18 protein-coding genes are annotated in these 19,940 nt (G+C 73.2%); 3 read left to right on the top strand and 15 right to left on the bottom strand.

Going from position 1 to position 19,940, the window contains the following annotated elements; genetic code table 11:
* Window positions 1–8 precede the first annotated feature (8 nt).
* From OG556_RS20380 to OG556_RS20345, 8 genes are read right to left on the bottom strand one after another with little or no spacing between them, the layout of a single operon-like run.
* Window positions 9–2,090 carry an NADH-quinone oxidoreductase subunit L gene (locus OG556_RS20380; RefSeq protein ID WP_371518363.1) on the bottom strand — a complete coding sequence of 694 codons (2,082 nt, stop codon included), beginning with the start codon at window positions 2,088–2,090 and terminating at the stop codon, window positions 9–11.
* Window positions 2,087–2,458, bottom strand: coding sequence for an NADH-quinone oxidoreductase subunit NuoK (gene nuoK, locus OG556_RS20375; RefSeq protein ID WP_371518361.1), 372 nt, complete (start codon window positions 2,456–2,458; stop codon window positions 2,087–2,089). The genes OG556_RS20380 and nuoK overlap by 4 nt, the downstream gene beginning before the upstream one ends.
* Window positions 2,458–3,192: an NADH-quinone oxidoreductase subunit J gene (locus tag OG556_RS20370; protein ID WP_371518360.1), complete on the bottom strand. Its 735-nt coding sequence runs from the start codon at window positions 3,190–3,192 to the stop codon at window positions 2,458–2,460. The genes nuoK and OG556_RS20370 overlap by 1 nt, the downstream gene beginning before the upstream one ends.
* A complete protein-coding gene (locus OG556_RS20365) occupies window positions 3,189–3,758 on the bottom strand; it encodes an NADH-quinone oxidoreductase subunit I (RefSeq protein WP_371518359.1) in 570 nt (189 codons plus the stop codon). The genes OG556_RS20370 and OG556_RS20365 overlap by 4 nt, the downstream gene beginning before the upstream one ends.
* Window positions 3,755–4,714: an NADH-quinone oxidoreductase subunit NuoH gene (gene nuoH / locus OG556_RS20360; protein WP_371518357.1), complete on the bottom strand. Its 960-nt coding sequence runs from the start codon at window positions 4,712–4,714 to the stop codon at window positions 3,755–3,757. The genes OG556_RS20365 and nuoH overlap by 4 nt, the downstream gene beginning before the upstream one ends.
* Window positions 4,711–5,898 carry an NADH-quinone oxidoreductase subunit C gene (locus OG556_RS20355; RefSeq protein ID WP_371518356.1) on the bottom strand — a complete coding sequence of 396 codons (1,188 nt, stop codon included), beginning with the start codon at window positions 5,896–5,898 and terminating at the stop codon, window positions 4,711–4,713. The genes nuoH and OG556_RS20355 overlap by 4 nt, the downstream gene beginning before the upstream one ends.
* Window positions 5,895–6,530, bottom strand: coding sequence for an NADH-quinone oxidoreductase subunit B (locus OG556_RS20350; protein ID WP_371518355.1), 636 nt, complete (start codon window positions 6,528–6,530; stop codon window positions 5,895–5,897). The genes OG556_RS20355 and OG556_RS20350 overlap by 4 nt, the downstream gene beginning before the upstream one ends.
* Entirely contained in the window at window positions 6,521–6,862 is a 342-nt protein-coding gene (locus OG556_RS20345; RefSeq protein ID WP_371522778.1) for an NADH-quinone oxidoreductase subunit A, read from the bottom strand. The genes OG556_RS20350 and OG556_RS20345 overlap by 10 nt, the downstream gene beginning before the upstream one ends.
* A gap of 429 nt (window positions 6,863–7,291) precedes the next feature.
* Between OG556_RS20345 and OG556_RS20340 the strand changes: the two genes are divergently transcribed.
* Window positions 7,292–8,461 (top strand): sensor histidine kinase, encoded by a 1,170-nt coding sequence (locus tag OG556_RS20340; protein WP_371522776.1) that lies wholly within the window; start codon window positions 7,292–7,294, stop codon window positions 8,459–8,461.
* Between the two features lie 167 nt (window positions 8,462–8,628).
* Here the strand turns inward: OG556_RS20340 and OG556_RS20335 are convergent, their stop codons facing one another.
* Entirely contained in the window at window positions 8,629–9,699 is a 1,071-nt protein-coding gene (locus OG556_RS20335; RefSeq protein WP_371522774.1) for a S1C family serine protease, read from the bottom strand.
* A gap of 225 nt (window positions 9,700–9,924) precedes the next feature.
* On the opposite strand from OG556_RS20335, the gene galE reads away from it, so the two are divergent.
* Entirely contained in the window at window positions 9,925–10,911 is a 987-nt protein-coding gene (gene galE, locus OG556_RS20330) for a UDP-glucose 4-epimerase GalE (protein ID WP_350876964.1), read from the top strand.
* 49 nt (window positions 10,912–10,960) lie between these two features.
* On the opposite strand, the gene OG556_RS20325 is transcribed toward galE, so the two are convergent.
* Complete coding sequence (locus OG556_RS20325) at window positions 10,961–13,372, bottom strand: PQQ-binding-like beta-propeller repeat protein (RefSeq protein WP_371518353.1); 2,412 nt, start codon at window positions 13,370–13,372, stop codon at window positions 10,961–10,963.
* A gap of 436 nt (window positions 13,373–13,808) precedes the next feature.
* On the opposite strand from OG556_RS20325, the gene OG556_RS20320 reads away from it, so the two are divergent.
* Entirely contained in the window at window positions 13,809–14,456 is a 648-nt protein-coding gene (locus OG556_RS20320) for a TetR family transcriptional regulator (protein WP_030055725.1), read from the top strand.
* A gap of 233 nt (window positions 14,457–14,689) precedes the next feature.
* Here OG556_RS20320 and OG556_RS20315 read toward each other — a convergent pair whose 3' ends face one another.
* From OG556_RS20315 to OG556_RS20295, 5 genes are all read right to left on the bottom strand, one after another.
* Window positions 14,690–15,634 carry a beta-ketoacyl-ACP synthase III gene (locus OG556_RS20315; protein ID WP_063348894.1) on the bottom strand — a complete coding sequence of 315 codons (945 nt, stop codon included), beginning with the start codon at window positions 15,632–15,634 and terminating at the stop codon, window positions 14,690–14,692.
* Window positions 15,635–15,907: 273 nt separating this feature from the next.
* Window positions 15,908–17,155 (bottom strand): L,D-transpeptidase family protein, encoded by a 1,248-nt coding sequence (locus OG556_RS20310; protein WP_371518351.1) that lies wholly within the window; start codon window positions 17,153–17,155, stop codon window positions 15,908–15,910.
* A 111-nt stretch (window positions 17,156–17,266) separates the two neighbouring features.
* Complete coding sequence (gene mqnE, locus OG556_RS20305) at window positions 17,267–18,430, bottom strand: aminofutalosine synthase MqnE (protein WP_063348893.1); 1,164 nt, start codon at window positions 18,428–18,430, stop codon at window positions 17,267–17,269.
* A 51-nt stretch (window positions 18,431–18,481) separates the two neighbouring features.
* Window positions 18,482–19,444 carry a threonine/serine dehydratase gene (locus tag OG556_RS20300; RefSeq protein ID WP_371518349.1) on the bottom strand — a complete coding sequence of 321 codons (963 nt, stop codon included), beginning with the start codon at window positions 19,442–19,444 and terminating at the stop codon, window positions 18,482–18,484.
* Window positions 19,445–19,447: 3 nt separating this feature from the next.
* The gene (locus tag OG556_RS20295; RefSeq protein ID WP_063348891.1) at window positions 19,448–19,906 is read right to left on the bottom strand and encodes an Lrp/AsnC family transcriptional regulator; all 459 of its coding nucleotides are present in this window, start codon (window positions 19,904–19,906) and stop codon (window positions 19,448–19,450) included.
* Between the last annotated feature and the right edge of the window lie 34 nt (window positions 19,907–19,940).

The following is a 19,940-nucleotide window of genomic DNA, read 5'->3' as shown; positions in this document are numbered from 1 at the left end:
GGCATCCGCTACACCGCCACCAGGACGGCCAGCAGGACGACGCCGGCGAGCAGCGCGCTGAGGTAGGTCTGCGCGTTGCCGGTCTGCGCGAGCCGGACGGCCCGGCCGAGCAGGTTGGCGCCGACCCCGCTGCCGCGCACGTAGGTCTCGACGACCTCGCGGTCGAGGAAGCGGACCAGCCGGGCGGCTGCGGTCACCGGGCGGACGAACACCGCGTGGTACAGCCGGTCGACGCCGAACCCGTGCCGGGCCGGGCCGAACAGCGGGCCGAGCAGGGTGCGCCCGGGGTCGGCGACGATCACCTCGGCGGCCGGGGCTCCGGCCTGCTCGGGCACCCGGCCGGCGTCGGCCGGGGCCGGGCGGCCGGTGGCCAGCCGCGCGGTCGCCGAGCGCCAGGCGCCGTACGCCGCGAGCACGCCGACCACGGCGAGCCCGGTGCCGATGACGGCGGTGACGGCCGAGGGGCGCAGCGAGCCGCCGTCCAGCAGCGCGGGCAGCCAGTCCGAGCGCAGCCCGGCGACGCCGAAGCCCATGGTCGGGATCGCCAGCACCCAGAGCGGCCAGCGCATCGCGGGCGGCTCGGCGGTGGCCGGGTCGGCCTCGTCGAGCTCGGGCGAGTACGGCGCGTCCGCCTCGTGCCCGGCCGCGGACGCCACGGTCGGCGCCGCGCCGACCTGGGAGGCTGCGGTCTGCGACGCTGCGGCCGCCTGCGCCCCTTCGGCCTGCGGGCTGTGGAAGCCGACCAGGAAGAGCCGGGTCGCGTACGCGGCGGTGAGCAGCGCGGTGAGTCCGGCGGAGATCAGCACGATCCACCCGGCGGCCTCCGGCACGGCCGAGGCCGGGCCGAGCCCGTTGGTGAGCGCCTCGCCGTTGGCGGCGTGCTCGGCGGCGGTCAGCACCGCCTCCTTGCTGAAGAAGCCGGAGAACGGCGGCAGCCCGACCAGGGCGACGAGCGCGATGCCCATCGTCCAGTAGGCGTCCGGGACGCGCTTGCGCAGCCCGGGGATCCGGGACATCGCGGAGATCGAGTTGGTGTGCGCGGCGTGGATCACCACGCCGGCGGCCAGGAACAGCAGCGCCTTGAAGGCGCCGTGGCTGACCAGGTGGAAGACGGAGGCCTCGCGGTCGCCGGCGGCCAGCGCCCCGGCCATGTAGCCGAGCTGGCCGACGGTGGAGTAGGCGAGCACCCGTTTGAGGTCGTCCTGGGCGAGCGCGCAGAGCGCCGAGCCGATCATCGTCACGGCGGCCATCACGGCCAGTACGACCAGCGCCGCGCCCGACAGCAGGAACACCGGCAGCAGCCGGGCCACCAGGTAGATGCCGGCCGCGACCATGGTGGCGGCGTGGATCAGCGCGGAGACCGGCGTCGGGCCGGCCATGGCGTCCGGGAGCCAGGTGTGCAGCGGGAACTGCGCGCTCTTGCCGGCCACCCCGGCGAGCAGCAGCAGGGCGATCAGCGTCGGGTGGCCGAGCCGCCCGTCGGTCGCGGCGGCCAGCACGTCGGGGATCCGGAAGCTGCCGGCGTCGGCGCCGAGCAGGAAGATCCCGAACAGGAACGGCACGTCGCCGAGCTTGGTGACCAGGAAGGCCTTGAGCGAGGCCGAGCGGGCGTCCTCGGTCTCCCAGTGGTGGCCGATCAGGAAGTACGAGCAGATGCCCATGACCTCCCAGCCGACCAGCAGCACGATCAGGTCGCCCGAGTAGACCACCAGGAACATCGCCGCGGTGAACAGCGAGACCAGCGCGGCGTACGACGGGTAGCGCGGGTCCTTCCTGAGGTACGCGGTCGAGTAGACCTGCACACAGGTGGCGACCAGGCCGACCAGCACGGAGATCAGCGAGCTGAAGCCGTCCAGGTGGAGGGCGAGCGCGATGTCCGGGCCGCCGGTCGGGGTGAGCCGGGTGGCGGCGTCCAGCGCCTGGCCGGTGCCGAGCTGGAGGGCGACGACCAGGGCGAGCACGGCCGAGACGGCGACCGGCACGATGGCCAGCGGCCGGGCCAGGCCGGGCGCCTTCTTGCCGACGGCCAGGGTCGCGGCGGCCCCGAGCGCGGGCAGCGCGGGGACGAGGGCGGGCAGGGCGAGGTTCATGCGGCGGCCTGGCCCTTCAGCGCCTCGGCTCCGGCCGGCGTCTCCTCGGCGAGCGACTCCGCCGGATCGCCGAGCGCGGTGGCCCGGTCGATGTCCGCGGTGCCCCGGGCCCGGAACAGCAGCAGGACGATGGCGAGCCCCAGCCCGACCTCGGCGGCGGCGACGGTGATGGTGAACAGGGTGAGCGCCTGGCCGGCGTGCAGCGAGTCGCGCAGCCAGGTGTCGAAGGCGACCAGGTTGAGGTTGACGGCGTTGAGCATCAGCTCGACGGACATCAGGACCAGGACGGCGTTGCGCCGGGCGAGCACGCCGTACACGCCGACGCTGAACAGCAGCGCGGCGAGGACGACGGGGTAGGCGAGGTGCATCAGCTCTCCTCCGACGCGGACGGCGCGGACGGCGCAGCCTCTGCGGCCTTCGGGGCCGCCGGGCTCTCCGGGCTCTCCGGCGCCGGCCGGGGCACGGTGGCGGCGACCGTCCCGTTCGAGCCCACCGGCCGGCCGGCCCGCAGCCGGCCCGCCCGGGGCGGCGGCACCCGCCGCTTCGACCCGCGCGACAGCACGATCGCGCCGACCAGCGCCGCCAGCAGCAGCACGGAGAGGGCCTCGAAGGGCAGCACCCAGTGGCGGAACAGGCTCGCCCCGGTGACGGCGGCCGAGCCGCCCCCCGCGCCGAGGTCGATCCAGGAGGTCCGGAAGGCGTCGACGACCAGCGTCACCAACGTCCCGGCCGAGGCGAGCGCCACGGCCAGGGCCACCCAGCGGTTCTTGGAGTCGGCGTCCGGCGAGCGCCCGATCGGCGCCTTGGTGAGCATCAGCCCGAACAGCACCAGGACGATCACCGAACCGAGGTAGATCAGCACCTGCACCCAGGCGATGAACTCGGCGGTGAGCAGCAGGAACTCCACCGCCAGCCCGCCCAGCGCGACCACCAGCCAGAGCGCGGCGTGCACCAGCTGCTTGGTGCTGACGGCGACCACGGCCGAGCCGAGCACGGCGATGCCGACCAGCAGGAAGACGATCTCCACCCCGGTCGGGGACAGGAACGAACGGGCGGCCGGCTCCAGCGAGCCGGTCGCCGCGAGCAGGGTGGCGGCGCTCACTGGGCCTCCCCCTCGTCCGAGGCCGCCGAGGCGGCTGCGGCAGCAGCGGCGGCCGCCAGCTTGTCCGCGGCCTTGCGCGCGGTGGTGATCTCCTTGGGCTCCTCGGCCGCCGGGTCCAGCGCCGGCGGCGCGGGGACGGTCCACATCCACTCGCGGAGCTTGTCCCGCTCGTGGGTCAGCTCCAGGATGTCGGTCTCGGCGTACTCGAACTCGGGCGACCAGAACAGCGCGTCGAAGGGGCACACCTCGATGCAGATCCCGCAGTACATGCAGAGCGAGAAGTCGATGGCGAACCGGTCCAGCACGTTGCGGGTGCGGGCCCGCGCGTTCGGCTCGGCGGCCGGCAGCGTCTCCTTGTGGGAGTCGATGTAGATGCACCAGTCCGGGCACTCGCGCGCGCAGAGCATGCACACCGTGCAGTTCTCCTCCAGCAGCGCGATGACGCCGCGCGAACGCGGCGGCAGCACCGGCTGCACGTCGGGGTACTGCGCGGTGACGGTCTTCTTCGTCATCGTCCGCAGGGTCACGGCCAGGCCCTTGGCCAGGCCGGCACCGGGAAAACTCATGAGATCGCCACCTTGATGACGCCGGTCAGGGCCAGCTGGACGAGGGCGAGCGGGATCAGCACGGTCCACGCGAAGCGCATCAGCTGGTCCTCGCGCAGACGCGGGTAGGTGACCCGCAGCCAGATGACCACGAAGGCCAGCGCGAAGGTCTTCAGGATCATCCAGAGCCAGCCGAGCTGGTCCGCCAGCGGGCCGTGCCAGCCGCCCAGGAAGAGCACCGCGGTCAGCGCCGACACCACCAGGATGCCCACGTACTCGGACAGCAGGAACAGTGCGAAGCGCAGGCCCGTGTACTCGGTGTACGCGCCGAAGATGATCTCCGAGTCGGCGACCGGCATGTCGAACGGCGGGCGCTGGAGCTCGGCCAGACCGGCCGTGAAGAACACGAACGCGCCGATGAGCTGCCAGGGCAGCCAGTACCACTCCCAGGCGTCCACGATCCCGGGCAGCGAGAGCGTCCCGGCGGCCATCGCCACCGAGGCCGCCGCCAGCACCATCGGCAGCTCGTACGACATCAGCTGCGCGGCCGTGCGCAGGCCGCCGAGCAGCGAGAACTTGTTCGCCGAGGCCCAGCCGGCCATCAGCTTGCCGATCACGCCGACGCCCATCACGGCCAGCACGAAGAACAGGCCGGCGTCGATCGCCTGGCCGACGAAGCCGTTCGGGCCGACCGGGATCGCCAGCAGCACGAAGAGGTACGGCAGCAGCGAGACGGCGGGCGCCAGCTGGAAGATCCGGCGGTCCGCCCCGGCCGGGACGATGTCCTCCTTCTGCGCGAACTTCACGCCGTCCGCGACGAGCTGCGCCCAGCCGTGGAAGCCGCCCGCGTACATCGGGCCGAGCCGGCCCTGCATGTGCGCCATGACCTTGTGCTCGGTCTGGCCGATGACCAGCGGGAAGGTGAGGAAGACGACCAGGGTGGCGACGCAGCGCAGCACCGTGTCGAGCAGGTTCACGCGCCGTCTCCGTCCTGGCCGGCCGGTCCGGCCGACGTCTCGTCCTGCTCAGCCGCGGGCACGGCGGGCTTCGCCGGCTCGGCGGGCGCCTGCTCCTCGGCAGGCTGCTCCGCGGGCTTCGCGGGCTCGGCCGGTGCCTGTGCCTCGGCGGGCTTCGCGGGCTCGTCGTGCGCGGGCACCGGGTTGTGCCAGGGCGCGTCCGAGGACCGGGTCCGCGGCGACGCCGAGCCCTCGGCCTTCGGTTCGGCGGGTGCAGCGGCCTCGGCGGGCGCCGGCTCCGCAGCCTGGCTGACCGATCCGTCGGACACCGACCTGACCCGGCGCGGCCGGTCCGCCCGCACCACGGGCGCCGCCTCACCAGCGGCCGAAGCCACGGTCGGAGCAGCAGCCGAAGCAGCGGTCGGAGCAGCGGCACCAGCGGCCTCGGCCCCCGCCTGACTCGCCGACCCCTCCGCCACCGTCCTGGTCCGCCGCGGCCGGTCCGCCCGCACCGCCGCGCCCTCGGCACCGGCAGCAGCAGCACCGGCCCCAGCACCAGCAGCACCAGCAGCCCGGGGCGTCCGCCCGGCCGCGCCCGCCGCCCGCGCACCGCGCGCGGGCCGCTCGGCGACCGGCGGCAGGGTGCCCTTCAGCGGCCCCCACTCGTTCGGGTCCGGCACCCCGGCCGGCTGCATCTTGCGCCGGGCGGGCCCGTCGCCGTGGTCCGACTCGCCCGGCTCCTTGGCGCCCGGCCAGGCCTTGGCGACCCGGGCCGCGAGCACGAACTCCTTGCGCAACGGGTACCCCTCGAAGCCGTCCGGCAGCAGCAGGGTGGCGAGGTAGGGGTGTCCGGGGAAGTCGATGCCGAACATCTCGTGGGTCTCGCGCTCGTGCCAGCCGGCGCCCGCGTAGACCGGGACGGCGGTGGGCAGCGCGGCCTTGTCCCGCGGCACCCGGGTGCGCAGCGCCAGGTGGCGCACGCCCGGGGCGTCGGCGGAGGCGAGGTGGGCGACCACGGAGAAGCCCTCGGCCAGTTCGTCGACGGCGCTCAGCCAGTCGAAGTAGCCCAGGCCGAGCGTGTCGCGGGCACTGGTGAGCGCCTCGATCCAGTGCTCGGCGGGGACGTCGACGGTGACCAGCCCGTAAGCCTCGGCGCCGGTCGCCCACTCCCCGACCGACGCCGCGTACTGCTCGGCGGAAGTCACGAGACCCCTCCCTCGGTCGAAGGCCCCGTCACCAGCGGGCGGCGCAGCGCCGCCGCAGGCGCGGTGTAGCGGTCGGGCAGCGACTCGGCGGCGATCTTCTCCTGGAGCTTGAGGATGCCCTGGAGCAGCGCCTCGGGCCGGGGCGGGCAGCCGGGCACGTAGACGTCGACCGGGATGATCTGGTCCACGCCCTTGGTCACCGAGTAGGAGTCCCAGTACGGGCCGCCGGAGTTGGAGCAGGCGCCGAAGGAGATGACGTACTTCGGCTCAGGCATCTGCTCGTAGAGGCGTTTGACGGCGGGCGCCATCTTGTCGGTCACCGTCCCCGAGACGATCATCAGGTCGGCCTGACGGGGTCCGGGCGCGAACGGAATGACACCCATCCGGATGAAGTCGTGTTTGGCCATGGACGCGGCGATGAACTCGATCGCGCAGCAGGCCAGGCCGAAGTTGAAGCACCAGAGGCTGTAGCGGCGGCCCCAGTTGAGCACGACCTTGACCGGGTCGGGCGCGAGCCGGGCCAGCGGGCCGATGCCGCGGCGCTCGACGGCGCCGGGGCGCGACGGGTCCGGGAGGCCGAGCGGGACCGGGCCGTCCTGGGCGCCGTGCGAGTGGGAGTGCGTCACGTCCATTCCAGAACGCCCTTCTTCCAGGCGTAGAGCAGGCCGACCGCGAGGAAGCCGATGAAGAGGAACATCTCGATCAGCGTTCCGGCGCCGTACCCGGCGGTGGCGAAGACCGTCGCCCACGGGAACAGGTAGATCGCGTCGACCGCGAAGATCACGTACAGGAAGGCGTACACGTAGTAGCGGATCTGGGTGTGCGCCCAGTCCTCGCCCACCGGGTCCACCCCGCACTCGTAGGCGAGGAGTTTCTCGGGCGAGTAGACCACCGGCCGCAGCAGTCGGTTGGCGGTGAACGCCACGGCGACGAAGAGCACCCCGACGACGGCCAGCAGGCCCATCGCGGCGTACGCGTCGAAGTAGCCGCCGCCGACCGCCGGGTCGGCCGCGACGGCAGCCGCATGCTGCCCCTCCATGCCTTCGCCCTCCACCTCGGCCGTGAACAACCCCTCAAGGCAGTTCTACGACGTTTCCTCGCACGGTCATAACCATGGCCAATGCGTGAGTCTAAGGGGACGGCTCCGCTCCGCCCGAACCCTGCCCGCTCCGCAAGACGTCCGGTGGACACTCCCGCGAGCACCGGGCAGTGGCCCGACGACCCCGTCGGGGGTGGGGATAACCCCCGTCCGGGAAGATGTATCACCCCCATGGCATCTCCTGCCCCGGGTTCGGGAAGCTTGGTCCACCAGCTCGACCAAGAGGGACGGTAGATCCAGATGAAGCCGCTGCACAGCCGTACCGTGGACGCCATCAAGGGGCAGGGTGACCGGATGGGCCGCCCGCCGCTGTACGGCGCGCAGATGTGGCGGCAGGTCGGCCAGCTGCTGCTCAACCTGCCGCTCGGCGTCGTCGGCTTCTCGCTCACCGCGATCACGCTCTCGGCCGGTCTGGGGATGTCGATCACCGTGGTCGGCCTGCCGCTGCTGGCCGGCGGGCTGGCCGTCTCCCGCGCCCTGGGCGGGCTGGGCCGCTGGCGGGCCCGGGCGGCGTACGACTCCGCGATCCACGAGCCGGAGCCGGTGCAGCAGCGCCGGCCGGGGGTGGTGGGCTTCACCATCGCCCACCTGACCGACCTGCTGAACTGGCGCTCGGCGCTCTACAACGTGCTGATGCTGCCCTGGGGCATCCTGAGCTTCACGGTGACCCTGGTCGCGGTCACCGTGATGTGGCCGGTGCTGCCCTGGGTGATCCGGGCGCTGGCGGCGATCGACCGGATCCTGGTCGAGTCGCTGCTCTTCCCGGGCGCCCTGGCCGAGCGGGTGCGCGAGCTGGAGGACGACCGCGGCATGGTGGTCGACACCGCCGCCGCCGACCTGCGCCGGATCGAGCGCGACCTGCACGACGGCGCCCAGGCCCGCCTGGTCGCGCTGGCCATGGACCTGGGCATGGCCAAGGAGCGGCTGCGCGAGGTCGAGACCGAGGACGACGTGGTGGCCGCCACGAAGATGGTCGACAACGCGCACGGCGAGGTGAAGCTGGCCCTCCAGGAGCTGCGCGACCTGGCCCGGGGCATCCACCCGGCGGTGCTCACCGACCGCGGCCTGGACGCGGCCCTGTCCTCGGTCGCCGCCCGCTGCACCGTCCCCGGCGGGGTCAAGGTGAACGTCGACCTGAAGGGGCCGGACGGCCAGCCCGAGCGCCCGGACTCGGCGGTCGAGGGCATCGCGTACTTCACCGTCAGCGAGCTGCTGACCAACGTCTCCAAGCACGCCGGCGCCCGCACCGCCTCGGTCGACGTCTGGCGCTCCGACAACCAGCTGATGGTGCTGGTCCAGGACGACGGCAAGGGCGGCGCCGCCCCCTACCCGGGCAGCGGCCTGGCCGGGCTGACCGAGCGGATCCGCGCGGTGGACGGGGTGCTCCTGGTGCAGAGCCCGGAGGGCGGCCCGAGCAGCATCACCGTCGAACTGCCCTGGCGCACCCGCACCGCCCGCCGCTGAGCCGGAGCGCGGCACGGCGCTGAGCCGGAGCGCGGCACGGCGCTGAGCCGGAGCGCGGCACGGCGCCGGGACCTCGTCGAGGCAGTGACGAGGTCCCGGCGCCGTTCCGGTGGGGCGGCCGGTCCGCGGAGCCCTTGCGCGGCGTGCGGCCCGGCCGGACGGGGCCCTCAGGGGCTCTCCAGGGTGCCGAGGGTGACGTCGGCGGTCCGGCTGTTGCCGTCCCTGGTGTAGGTGACGGTGGCCTTGTCTCCCGGGGTGAGCGAGGCGAGCGCGGTGGTGAGCGCGTTCAGCGAGTCGACCGCGGCGTCCCCGATCTTGGTGATCACGTCGCCGGCCTGCATCCCCGCCGAGGCGGCCGGGCCGCCCGCGGTGACCGCCACGATGACCGCGCCGGCGGGCTTGAACTGCTGGTCGAAGCTGGTCCGGGCGGTGATGCCGAGCGCGGCCCGGCCGGAGTTGGTGACCTTGCCCTGCTTGATCAGCTGGTCGGTGATGTTGGTGATGGTGGACGCCGGGATCGCGAAGCCGATGCCGGGTGCGGCCGCGCCGTTGGCCTCGGGTTCCGTCGCCGCGAGCGTGTTGATGCCGATCACCTGGCTGTCCAGGTTGACCAGCGCGCCGCCGCTGTTGCCCGGGTTGATCGCGGCCGAGGTCTGCACCATGTTGCCGATGGTGGCGCCGGGCGAGCCGCCGCCCCTGGGTTCGGAGACGGTCCGTCCGGTGGCCGAGACGATGCCCTGGGTGACGCTGCTGGAGAGGCCGAGCGGGCTGCCCATGGCGAGGGTGATCTGGCCGAGCTGGACCTTGCCGGAGTCCCCGAAGACGGCCGGCTTGAGGCCGCTCGGCGGGCTGCTCAGCTTGATCACCGCGAGGTCGGTGTCGGGGTAGCTGCCGACCAGGGTGGCGTCCAGCGACCTGGTGCTGTTGGCGAGAGTGACGGTGAAGGTGGTCGCGGTGCCCACCACGTGGGCGTTGGTGACGATGTCGCCCTTGTCGTCGTAGACGATCCCGGAGCCGAGGCTGTCGCCGGTGGTGATCTGCACCACCGAGGGCAGCACGTCGGCGATGACCCGCTGGTAGTCGTCCTGCAGCTGGTTCCCGTCGGCCGACCGCGCGGGGGCCGACGAGGCCGGCCTGGCCGAGCCGGAGTCCGACGGGGAGCCCGCGGCCTGCGAGGCGGACGAGGAGGAGCCGCTGCTGCACCCGGCCAGCGCCAGCGCGGTCAGCACGGCCACCACGCCGGGCACGAGCAGACGGCCGTGGACCGTCCTGGGTCCGGTCGGCCGGGGCCCGGCCGGCAGGGGGCGGGCGTGTTCCTTCTTTCGGCTCACCTTGGCTGCCTCCGATTCGTCACCACGCTGGGAACACGGAAATCTTTGTCAGCATTTCACCGATTTGTCCGATTTGACGGCTCGACTCGCCCGGCACTCACCCCGGAAACCCGAACACCCTAGAATCGGCCCATGACTTGGTTGATCACCGGCGGTGCCGGATACATCGGCGGGCACGTCGTCCGCCAGCTGCTCGACGCCGGTGAGCGCGTCGCCGTCCTGGACGACCTCAGCACCGGCGACGCCTCCCGCCTGCCGGAGGGCGTCGCCCTGGTCGAGGGCTCCACCCTGGACCGGGCCGTCCTGGACGCCGCCATCCGCGAGCACGCGATCGAGGGCATCCTGCACTTCGCCGCCAAGAAGCAGGTCGGCGAGTCCGTCGAGCAGCCGTTCTTCTACTACCGGGAGAACATGATCGGCCTGCAGACCGTCCTGGAGGCCGCCGCCGAGGGCGGGGTCAAGCGCTTCCTCTTCTCCTCCTCCGCCGCCGTCTACGGCATGCCGGACGTCGACCTGGTCACCGAGTCGACCCCGTGCGCCCCGATGAGCCCGTACGGCGAGACCAAGCTGGCCGGCGAGTGGCTGGTCGCCGCGGCCGGGAAGGCCCACGGCATCTCCACCGTGGCGCTGCGCTACTTCAACGTGGCCGGCGCGGCCTCCCCCGAGCTGTCCGACACCGGGGTCTTCAACCTGATCCCGATGGTCTTCGAGCGGCTCACCGCCGGCGAGGCCCCGCGGGTCTTCGGCGACGACTACCCGACCCAGGACGGCAGCTGCGTCCGCGACTTCATCCACGTCTCCGACATCGCCTCGGCCCACGTCGCCGCCGCCAAGCGGCTGGCCGCCGACCCGGCCGGCGAGACCTCGCTGGTGCTCAACATCGGCCGCGGCGAGGGCGTCAGCGTCAAGGAGATGCTGGAGGTGATCGGCAAGGTCACCGGTTACGACACCACCCCCGAGGTGACCCCGCGCCGCGCCGGCGACCCCGCGCGGGTGGTGGCCTCGGCCGACCTGATCCGCCGCGAGCTGGGCTGGGGCGCCCGCCACGACGTGGCGGAGATGGTGGCCTCCGCGTGGGACGGCTGGTGCAGCCGCCACCCCGGGGCCCGCAAGGCCTGACCGGACGCGTCCGACGGCGGCGGGGCGCCCGCCCCGCCGCCGCGCCGGCTCAGCGCGCCGGGACGGCCGTGCCGTAGAAGGCGTCCAGCGCGTACACGCAGCGGTCCTTGGAGCCGACGAAGACCCGGCCGCCGACCGCGACCGGCGAGCCGGTCAGCTCGCCCTTGGTGCCGAGCTCCCAGCGCAGCTGACCGCTCGCCAGGTCCAGGGTGTGCAGCGAGTGGTCCCGGCTGCCCAGGTGCACCAGGCCGTCGGCCACCGCCGGGGAGCCGACGATCTCGCCGCGCGCCGTGTAGCGCCAGCGCTCCCGGCCGCTCGCCGCCTCGAAGGCGTACAGCACCCCGCCGCTGCCGACCAGCACCATGCCGTCCCCGACCACCACCGGCTCGGCGCCCTGGCGGTTGCCGGTGACCCCGCGCCAGCGGTCCCGGCCGGTGGCCGCGTCCAGCGCGTACACCGTCCCGAGGTAGTCGGCCACGTAGACCGCGTCGGCGTCCAGCGCGGGCGGGGTGAACAGCACCACCGGGGCCTCGAAGCGCCAGCGCTCGGCCCCGCTGGCCGCGTCCAGCGCGTACACCCGGGAGCCGGCCGTCACGTACAGCACGCCGCCGCGCTCGACCGGGTGCGAGGGCACGTCCTCGCCGACCGGGAAGGACCAGCGCAGGCCGGCCCCGCGCGGGTCGATGCAGCGCAGCCGCCCGGCCCCGTAGTAGTAGGCCGCGCCGGCCACCAGGACCGGCCCGGACTGCGGGTTCTCGTAGTCCTGCTGGGCGTCGTCGGCCCGCCACAGCTCGGCGCCGTTGGCGGCCGAGCGCAGCTGGACGCCGCCGCCGCGGACGCCGCAGCACAGCACCCCGTCGGCGGCGGAGAGCGAGTAGACCCAGCCGTCCAGTGAGGTGCGCCAGCGCTCGGTGCCGTCCGCGACGTCCACGGTGTACAGGTGCGGGCCGTCGGCCGCGTGCACCCGGCCGGCGTCCACCGCGAGCGCCCAGGCGACGTCCCGGGTCTTGTAGCGCCGCTCGCCCGAGGCGATGTCCAGCGCGTGCACCTCGAAGCTGGAGACGAAGAGCGTGCCGTCGGCGACCACGGGGGTGCCCCAGACGTCGTTGGACATCCGGAACCGCCAGGGGCGCCAGCGGGCGGCCGGCACCGGCGGCGGGGTGACCCGGCGGACCCAGTCGGTCTCCGCCGGGGCGGTGCCCGGGCCGGACTGCTCGTGCTCGGCCCGCGGCCCGGGGCCTATCCGCACCGAGGCCCCGGACAGCCGGACCTCGACGGCCCCGCCGCCGCCCGGCGCGCGGTGCTTGTTGGGGGAGGCGATCTTCGCGGTCGGGATCTCGCCGTCGGACACCGGGCCCCGCCGCGGCCCCGTGTGCACCGGCCCGGACGGCGGCGGCGCGTGCCCCCCGCCCGGGTGGGTGCGCGGGTCGTCCAGGACGGGGCGCTGCACCGGGACCGGCTGGTGCGGCTGCGGCGGCTGGTGGGGCTGGAGCGGGCCGGCGGGCGGCGGCCCGGCCGGGGGCGGCGGCGCGCCGGCCGGCAGCTGGACGGCCCGGGGCGGCGCGCTCGGGCGCCGCCCGCGCTTGCGCTCGATCAGCTCCAGCGCGTTCACGGGGAGCCAGTCGCCGACCTCGCCGGCGGCGTCGTCCCGGGAGAACAGGTGCGGGGCCAGTTCGGCCTGGATCTGCGCCGGGCTGGGCCGGTGCTCGGGCGAGGGCCGCATGCAGGCGCGGACCAGGTCCATCAGCTCACGCGGCATCCCGGACAGGTCCGGCTCCTCGCGCAGCAGCTGGAACACCGTCTCGACCGGGTTGGAGCCGCCGAAGGGCGGGTGCCCGGTCGCACAGAACACCATCAGCGAGCCGAGCGAGAAGACGTCGCTGGCGCCCCGGACGTTACGGCTGTCCTTGGCCTGCTCGGGGGACATGTAGGCGGGGGTGCCGACCGCGACGTTGGTCATGGTGAGCCGGGTGCTGGAGACGCCGGAGGCGATGCCGAAGTCGATCACCTTCGGGCCGTCCTCGACCACCAGCACGTTGGAGGGCTTGAGGTCCCGGTGGATCAGCCCGGCCGCGTGGATGGACTGCAGCGCCTCGGCGATGCCCGCGATCAGCCAGCGGGTGGCGTCCACCGGCAGCGGACCGCACTCCTCGACCAGGTCCTCCAGGGAGGGGGCCGGGATGTACGCGGTGGCCAGCCAGGGCACCCGGGCGTCCGCGTCGGCGTCCACCACGGCCGCGGTGTAGAAACCGCCGACCGTCTTGGCCGCCTCGATCTCGCGGGCGAAGCGGACGCGGAACAGCTCGTCCTCGGCCAGTTCCGCCCGGACGGTCTTGATGGCCACCCGCCGGCCGGAGGCGGAGCGCGCCAGGTAGACCAGCCCCATCCCACCCGCGCCGAGCCGCCCCAGCACCTCGAAGGGCCCGATCCGCCTCGGATCGTGCGCCGTCAGCTGGTCCACTCCGCTGCCACCTCCCCGTTTTCCGCACCCGCCGCGTGGTGCCGGACCCGATTCTCCAATGCCGCCCGGCGCATCTCCAACCTCCCCCGCCCAGAGCCGACGGCGGCCCCGGGAGCGCCGCCGTCCGGCCGGTGATGACGGAACGGCCGGATTCTGACGCCCGTTCCGGCCGCGGTTTGCACCCGGACGTCCGGACCCTCCACTTCGGCGCCGATCTTTCGACGCCGCCCGTCGTCACGCTCTGTCACTCGACCACCCCTCAGCGGACTCGCCGTCACGCTGTGGGGTCAAAAGCACACGGGGGGGCTTCAACGACACCTGCGGAGCGCGGTGAATATCCGTCCGAAGTGGTTCATGCCCCTATAGCAACCCCCCGTGCGGAGTAATAGTCGCATCACCGAATCGCGCCAAGATCGTGCCACGGTAAGCTGACGGCATGACAGGACAAGTTCGCACCGTCGACGGTCGCGTCGCCGGGCGACGCGGACAGGAAACGCGGCAGAAGCTGCTCGACTGCCTCCGCGAGATGCTCAGCACGTCGCCGTACCGGGACGTCAAGGTCATCGACGTCGCCCGTATGGCGGGTACCTCCCCCGCGACCTTCTACCAGTACTTCCCGGATGTCGAGGGCGCTGTCCTCGAAATCGCCGAGGAAATGGCCAAGGACGCCGACACCCTCAAAGAGCTGGTGGCCGGAAAGTCCTGGGCAGGGAAGTCCGGTCCGACCACTTCGGAAGAACTGGTCGACGGATTCCTCGCCTTCTGGCGCAAGAACGACGCCATTCTCCGAGTGGTCACGCTCGGTGCCGCCGAAGGGGACAAGCGGTTCTTCAAGATCCGCATGACGGTCCTCAACGCGGTCGCCAAGCCGCTCGCGGAGGCCGTCAAGGAACTCCAGGCGAAGGGCCAGGCCGACAAGTCGCTCGACCCGAACGCCGTCGCCGGGGCCCTGGTCTCGCTGCTCGCCTCGGCGGCCGAGCACCAGAAGGCCTTCACCTCCTGGGGCGTCAAGGTCAAGGACCTCAAGCCCAACCTCGCTCCCCTGGTGTACCTGGGCGTCACCGGCAAGAAGCCGCCCAAGTAGACCATCCGCTCAACCGACCATCCGCTCCGCGCGCAGCCCCGGCCTCCTGTCCGGGGTACGACGGACGGCGGCCGTGTCCTCGGGGGAGGTCCGCCGACGTACCGCACGCGCGCCAGACATGCCGGTGGGCGGGCACCCCTCACACAGGGTGCCCGCCCACCGGCATGTTCGCGTTCCGGCCCCTCAGGGGCCCTCAGGGGCCCCAGGGGCCCCGTACGCCCGGCTCCGCGCCGTCAGGGGCAGCGGACCACCTGGCCGGCGTAGGCGAGCCCGCCGCCGAAGCCGAAGAGCAGGACCGGGTCGCCCGGGGACAGCTCGCCGCGTTCGACCAGCTTGGAGAAGGCCAGCGGGATCGAGGCGGCCGAGGTGTTGCCGGAGTCGACCACGTCCCGGGCCACCACCGCGTCGGTGAGGCCCAGCTTGGCGGCGATCGAGTCGATGATCCGCAGGTTGGCCTGGTGCGGCACGAAGCCCTTCAGCTCCGACGGGTCGATCCCGGCCTGCTCGCAGGCCCGGCGGGCCAGCGGGGCGAGCTGGGTGGTGGCCCAGCGGAACACCGACTGGCCCTGCTGGCTGATCACCGGGTCCCAGCCGGTGATCACCACGGCGTCGCCCTTCTCCGGCTCGGAGCCCCAGACCACCGGGCCGATGCCGGGCTCGGCACCGTCCTCCTGGGCCTCGACCACCGCGGCGCCGGCGCCGTCGCCGAAGATCACGCAGGTGGTGCGGTCGGTCCAGTCCAGCGTGTCGGACATCCGCTCGGCGCCGATCACCAGCGCGCGGCGGGCCGCGCCGGCCCGGATCGCGTGGTCGGCGGTGGCCAGGGCGTACGAGAAGCCGGAGCAGACCGTGTTGATGTCGTACGCGGCGGGGGCCCGGACGCCGAGCCGGGCGGCCACGGCGGCGGCGGTGTTGGGGCTGCGCTCGATCGCGGTGCAGGTGGCGACCACGATCAGGTCGATCTCGTCGGCCGTCCGACCGCTCTTGGCGAGCGCCTTCTGCGCGGCCTCGGTGGCGAGGTCGACCAGGGTCTCGCCCTCGGCGATGTGCCGGGTTCTGACGCCCACCCGGCTACGGATCCACTCGTCGTTGGTGTCGACGAGCGCCTCCAGGTCGTCGTTGGAGAGGACCTTGGGGGGCTGGTAGTGGCCGAGTGCCACAATGCGCGAACCGCTCATAGTGCCATGGAACCGGGTTACCCACTGGTCAGCTGGGCGCGCCCGGCTACAGGATCCACCCCCGCGATCTGTAGGAGCCCGACAAGGGGCGTTGCGGCGACTGGCCTCCGGGCGCGCCGGGATCGACGCCGGGGCGGACGAGGGGGCGGGCACCGCCGCCGTTGACGGGCCCCGCACCGCCCGGAACGCCGCGCGGACGCCGCCGCAACGCCGGTGTCGGGCCAGGGCGGGCCAGGGTCGGGCCGGGGCCGGGCTGGGGTCGGAACGCCGGGGTCAGGCGGCCAGCGAGGTGGCGTCGCCCATCACGATCACCGGGTGGGCCGCCGGGTCCAGGGTGCGGATCAGCTCGGCCATCTTGTCCTCGGGGATCGAGACGCAGCCGTGGGTGGGGCCGTCGTGGTCGACGTGGATCCAGATCCCGCCGCCCTTCTTCGCTCCCATCGGGCGGCGCGGGTCCAGCGGGGAGTTTCCGGGCACCCGGTTGTAGTTGATCGCGACCACGTAGTCGAAGGAACCGGCCAGCTGGTCGCCGAAGAAGCCCGTCCCGGAGACCACGAAGCTCGGGTCCTTGTCGTACGGGAGCTTGCTGCCCGGGTCGGCCTTGCGGCCGCCCGCGTCGGTGAGCGCGAAGACGCCGATCGGGCTGCGCAGGTCGCCCTCGTTGTGGTCGGCGGTCCAGCCGTTGTTGCCGTTGTGGCCCTGCCAGGTCTCGCCGGCCAGCCAGCGGCCCTCGGGGGTGCGGGTCCAGAGCGTGACGCTGTTCTTGTTGCCGTTCTTGTCCTGGCCGGAGGCGAGCACCACCTGGGTGGTCTCGGCGGGGATCTTCGCGACGAAGTCGGCGCCGAGGCCGGGTATCGCGGCGACCGAGCCGTCCGAACGGACCTGGCTGCGGGCTGCGGCCGGGGTCTGGGCCTGCCGGTCGGCGGCGGCCCGGGCGGCGGGAGCCGGCTGGTCGGGCGTGCTGACGCCCTCCGGGCCGGGGCCGTCGGCGGCCGCGGCGACGGGCTTGGCGTCGTCCTGGCCGACGGTGTACCAGCCGGCGGTGGCCGCGACCAGCAACGCGGTGCCGGCCATCACCGCCTTGCCGTGGCGCTTCTTCTTCGCCTTCCGGCGGTGCCCCCGGGCGGCCGCCCGGGCACCCACGGGCGCCGCGGCGGGCAGGGGCGCGGGCTGCCGGACGGGCTCCGGCTCGAACGCGTACACCGGTTCGGCGTCGTACACGGACCCGGCGTCGTACGCCGGGTCGGGGACGTACGCGGGCTCGGGGGCGTACGCGGGCTCGGGGGCGTACACCGGCTCGGGCCCGGCGGCGTACGGCTGGGACGGCTGGAACGGCTGCTCGTACGCCTCGAAGTACCCGTCAGGGGCCTGCGGGGGCTGCCCGTACTCGCCGTAGTGGTCCTGCCGGACGGGCTGCCGGTACGGCTCTCCCGCCCCGTACGGCTGCTGCGGCACCCCGTACACCGGCTCCGGTATCGGCTCGTACGACGGGTACGTGGTGGCGCGATGAGAACCGGACATACCGCCGATCCTGCCAAACGGTGTACCGGTTGGTAAACCCGGGGCAGGTGCGGGGGCGGTGAAGAAACGCCGCCGCCCGGGCCGGGGCCCGGGCGGCGGGGAGGTCGACGGTCAGAGGCGCATGGCCTGCGGGGCCTCGCGGCGCCCCAGGTCCGGGCCCTCGTACTCGCGGATGATCTCGTAGCGGGTGTTGCGCTCGACCGGGCGGAAGCCGGCGTCGCGGATCAGGTCGAGCAGGTCGTCGCGGCCCAGCTTGTTCGGGGTGCCGAAGTTGTCCGCGTCGTGGGTGATCTTGTACTCGACCACCGAGCCGTCCATGTCGTCCGCGCCGTGGCTGAGCGCCAGCTGGGCGGTGGTGACGCCGTGCATCACCCAGAAGACCTTGACGTGCGGGACGTTGTCGAAGAGCAGTCGGGAGACCGCGAAGGTCTTCAGCGCCTCGGCGCCGGTGGCCATCTCGGTGCGGGCCATCAGCTTGTTGCGCACGACGCCGTCCTTGGAGTCGTGGAAGTCGTGCTGGTAGCGCAGCGGGATGAAGACCTGGAAGCCGCCGGTCTCGTCCTGCAGCTCACGCAGCCGCAGCACGTGGTCCACTCGGTGCCGGGGCTCCTCGATGTGGCCGTACAGCATGGTGGCCGGCGTCTTGAGGCCCTTGCTGTGGGCGAGGCGGTGGATCCGCGACCAGTCCTCCCAGTGGGTGTCGTGGTCGACGATGTGCTGGCGGACCTCCCAGTCGAAGATCTCCGCGCCGCCGCCGGTCAGCGACTCCAGGCCGGCGTCGATCAGCTCGTCCAGGATCTCGTCGGCGGGCAGGCCGCTGATCTTCTCGAACCAGTGGATCTCGGTGGCGGTGAAGGCCTTCAGCGAGACGTTCGGCAGGGCCGCCTTGAGCTCCCGCAGCGAGCGCGGGTAGTAGCGCCAGGGCAGGGTCGGGTGCAGACCGTTGACGATGTGCAGCTCGGTGAGGGAGTCGACCTCCATCGCCTTGGCGAGCCGGACGGCCTCCTCGATGCGCATCGTGTAGGCGTCCTTCTCGCCCGGCTTGCGCTGGAACGAGCAGTACGCGCAGGACGCGCTGCACACGTTGGTCATGTTGAGGTGGCGGTTGACGTTGAAGTGGACGACGTCGCCGTTCTTCCGCGTCCGCACGTGGTGGGCCAGACCGCCCAGCCAGGCCAGGTCGTCGCTCTCGTAGAGCGCGATCCCGTCCTCGCGGGTCAGCCGCTCACCCGCGTAGACCTTCGCCTCCAGCTCGCGCTTCAGCCCTGCGTCCATGCGGTGCCCCGCCTCCTCCGACTTCGATTCCTTGCCGGACCGAGCGTACGCCTATGCCGACAGCAGCTCAGCGAGCAGTGCGGGTTCGATGTTGCCACCACTGACCACGGCCGCGACCGTCCGGCCCCCGGTCTCGGCGGCGCGGTGGAAGTAGGCCGCCGGGGCGACCGCGCCGGAGGGCTCGGCGACCAGCCGGCCGCGACGGGCCAGCAGGGCGACGGTGGCGCGGATCTCGTCCTCGGTGACGGTGACGATGTCGTCCACGTACGCGGTCAGGTGCTCGAAGGGCAGCTCGCCGACCGACGGGGTGCGCAGCCCGTCCGCGATGGTCCGGTAGGTGTCGGCGACCGGCCAGGCCAGCCGGCGGCCGGCCCGGAAGCTGGCCTGCGCGTCGGCGGCCAGCTCCGGTTCCACACCGATCACCCGGATGCCCGGGCGGGTGAGCTTGAGCGCGGCCGCCGTCCCGGAGATCAGGCCGCCGCCGCTGACCGGCACCAGGACGGTGTCCAGCCCGGCCGGGGCGTCCTCGGCGATCTCCAGGCCGACCGTGCCCTGGCCCGCGATGATGAACGGGTCGTCGTACGGCGGCACCCAGACGTAGCCGTGCCGCTCGGCCAGCTCGGCGGGCAGGGTGTCCCGCTCCTCCGGCGGCACCAGGACGACCTCGGCGCCGAACCCCCGGGTGGACTCCACCTTCACGGCCGGCGAGGTGTCCGGCATCACGATCACGGCCTTGATGCCGAGCAGCGCCGCCGCGTACGCCACCGCCTGCGCGTGGTTGCCGCTCGACTGGGCGACCACGCCGCGGGCCCGCTCGGCCTCGGTGAGCGCGGCCAGCCGGTTGTACGCGCCGCGGGTCTTGAAGGCCCCGGTCGGTTGGAGGTTCTCGGGCTTCAGCCAGAGCCGGCGCTCCCCCTCGTCCGCCCACGGGGCGGGAACCAGCGGGGTGCGCACGGCCACCCCCGCGATCCGCTGCCGAGCGGCGCGCAGCTCCTCCAGACCGACCAGTGCCATCCGTCACTCTCCTTCGGGAGGGAGTTCGCTCACCCGGTTCTCCCACTTCGTGGAGAGTACGACGGTGGTGCGGGTGCGGGCCACGCCTTTCGTGCCCGAGATCCGCTTGACCACCGACTCCAGGCCCGCCACGTCGGCCACCCGGACCTTGAGCATGTAGGAGTCGTCACCCGCGATGAACCAGCAGTCCTCGACCTCGTTGAGGTCCTTGAGCCGGTGCGCGACGTCCTCGTGATCGGCGGCGTCGGTCAGCTGAAGGCCGATCAGGGCCGTGACGCCGAAGCCGAGCGAGGCCGGGTTGACCGTCGCGCGGTAGCCGGTGATGACGCCGGCCTGCTCCAGTCGGTTGATCCGGTCCGTGACGCTCGGGCCGGAGAGTCCGACCAGTCGGCCCAGCTCGGCGTAGGACGCGCGGCCGTTCTCCCGGAGCGCCTGGATGAGCTGTCTGTCCACCGTGTCCATATACCGTCCGCGTCCTTCCGAACCTCACCAGACC

The sequence above is a fragment of the Kitasatospora sp. NBC_01300 genome, from assembly GCF_041435235.1.
Classification (GTDB): Bacteria; Actinomycetota; Actinomycetes; order Streptomycetales; family Streptomycetaceae; genus Kitasatospora.
This window is presented reverse-complemented; position numbering and strand designations above follow the sequence as displayed.

Coding starts and splice junctions, on each gene's coding strand:
- OG556_RS20380 (WP_371518363.1), bottom strand. CDS start 2,090: ATGAACCTCGCCCTGCCCGCCCTCGTCCCCGCGCTGCCCGCGCTCGGG.
- nuoK (WP_371518361.1), bottom strand. CDS start 2,458: ATGCACCTCGCCTACCCCGTCGTCCTCGCCGCGCTGCTGTTCAGCGTC.
- OG556_RS20365 (WP_371518359.1), bottom strand. CDS start 3,758: ATGAGTTTTCCCGGTGCCGGCCTGGCCAAGGGCCTGGCCGTGACCCTG.
- OG556_RS20350 (WP_371518355.1), bottom strand. CDS start 6,530: ATGGACGTGACGCACTCCCACTCGCACGGCGCCCAGGACGGCCCGGTC.
- OG556_RS20345 (WP_371522778.1), bottom strand. CDS start 6,862: ATGGGCCTGCTGGCCGTCGTCGGGGTGCTCTTCGTCGCCGTGGCGTTC.
- OG556_RS20340 (WP_371522776.1), top strand. CDS start 7,292: ATGGGCCGCCCGCCGCTGTACGGCGCGCAGATGTGGCGGCAGGTCGGC.
- galE (WP_350876964.1), top strand. CDS start 9,925: ATGACTTGGTTGATCACCGGCGGTGCCGGATACATCGGCGGGCACGTC.
- OG556_RS20320 (WP_030055725.1), top strand. CDS start 13,809: ATGACAGGACAAGTTCGCACCGTCGACGGTCGCGTCGCCGGGCGACGC.
- OG556_RS20315 (WP_063348894.1), bottom strand. CDS start 15,634: ATGAGCGGTTCGCGCATTGTGGCACTCGGCCACTACCAGCCCCCCAAG.
- OG556_RS20310 (WP_371518351.1), bottom strand. CDS start 17,155: ATGTCCGGTTCTCATCGCGCCACCACGTACCCGTCGTACGAGCCGATA.
- mqnE (WP_063348893.1), bottom strand. CDS start 18,430: ATGGACGCAGGGCTGAAGCGCGAGCTGGAGGCGAAGGTCTACGCGGGT.
- OG556_RS20300 (WP_371518349.1), bottom strand. CDS start 19,444: ATGGCACTGGTCGGTCTGGAGGAGCTGCGCGCCGCTCGGCAGCGGATC.
- OG556_RS20295 (WP_063348891.1), bottom strand. CDS start 19,906: ATGGACACGGTGGACAGACAGCTCATCCAGGCGCTCCGGGAGAACGGC.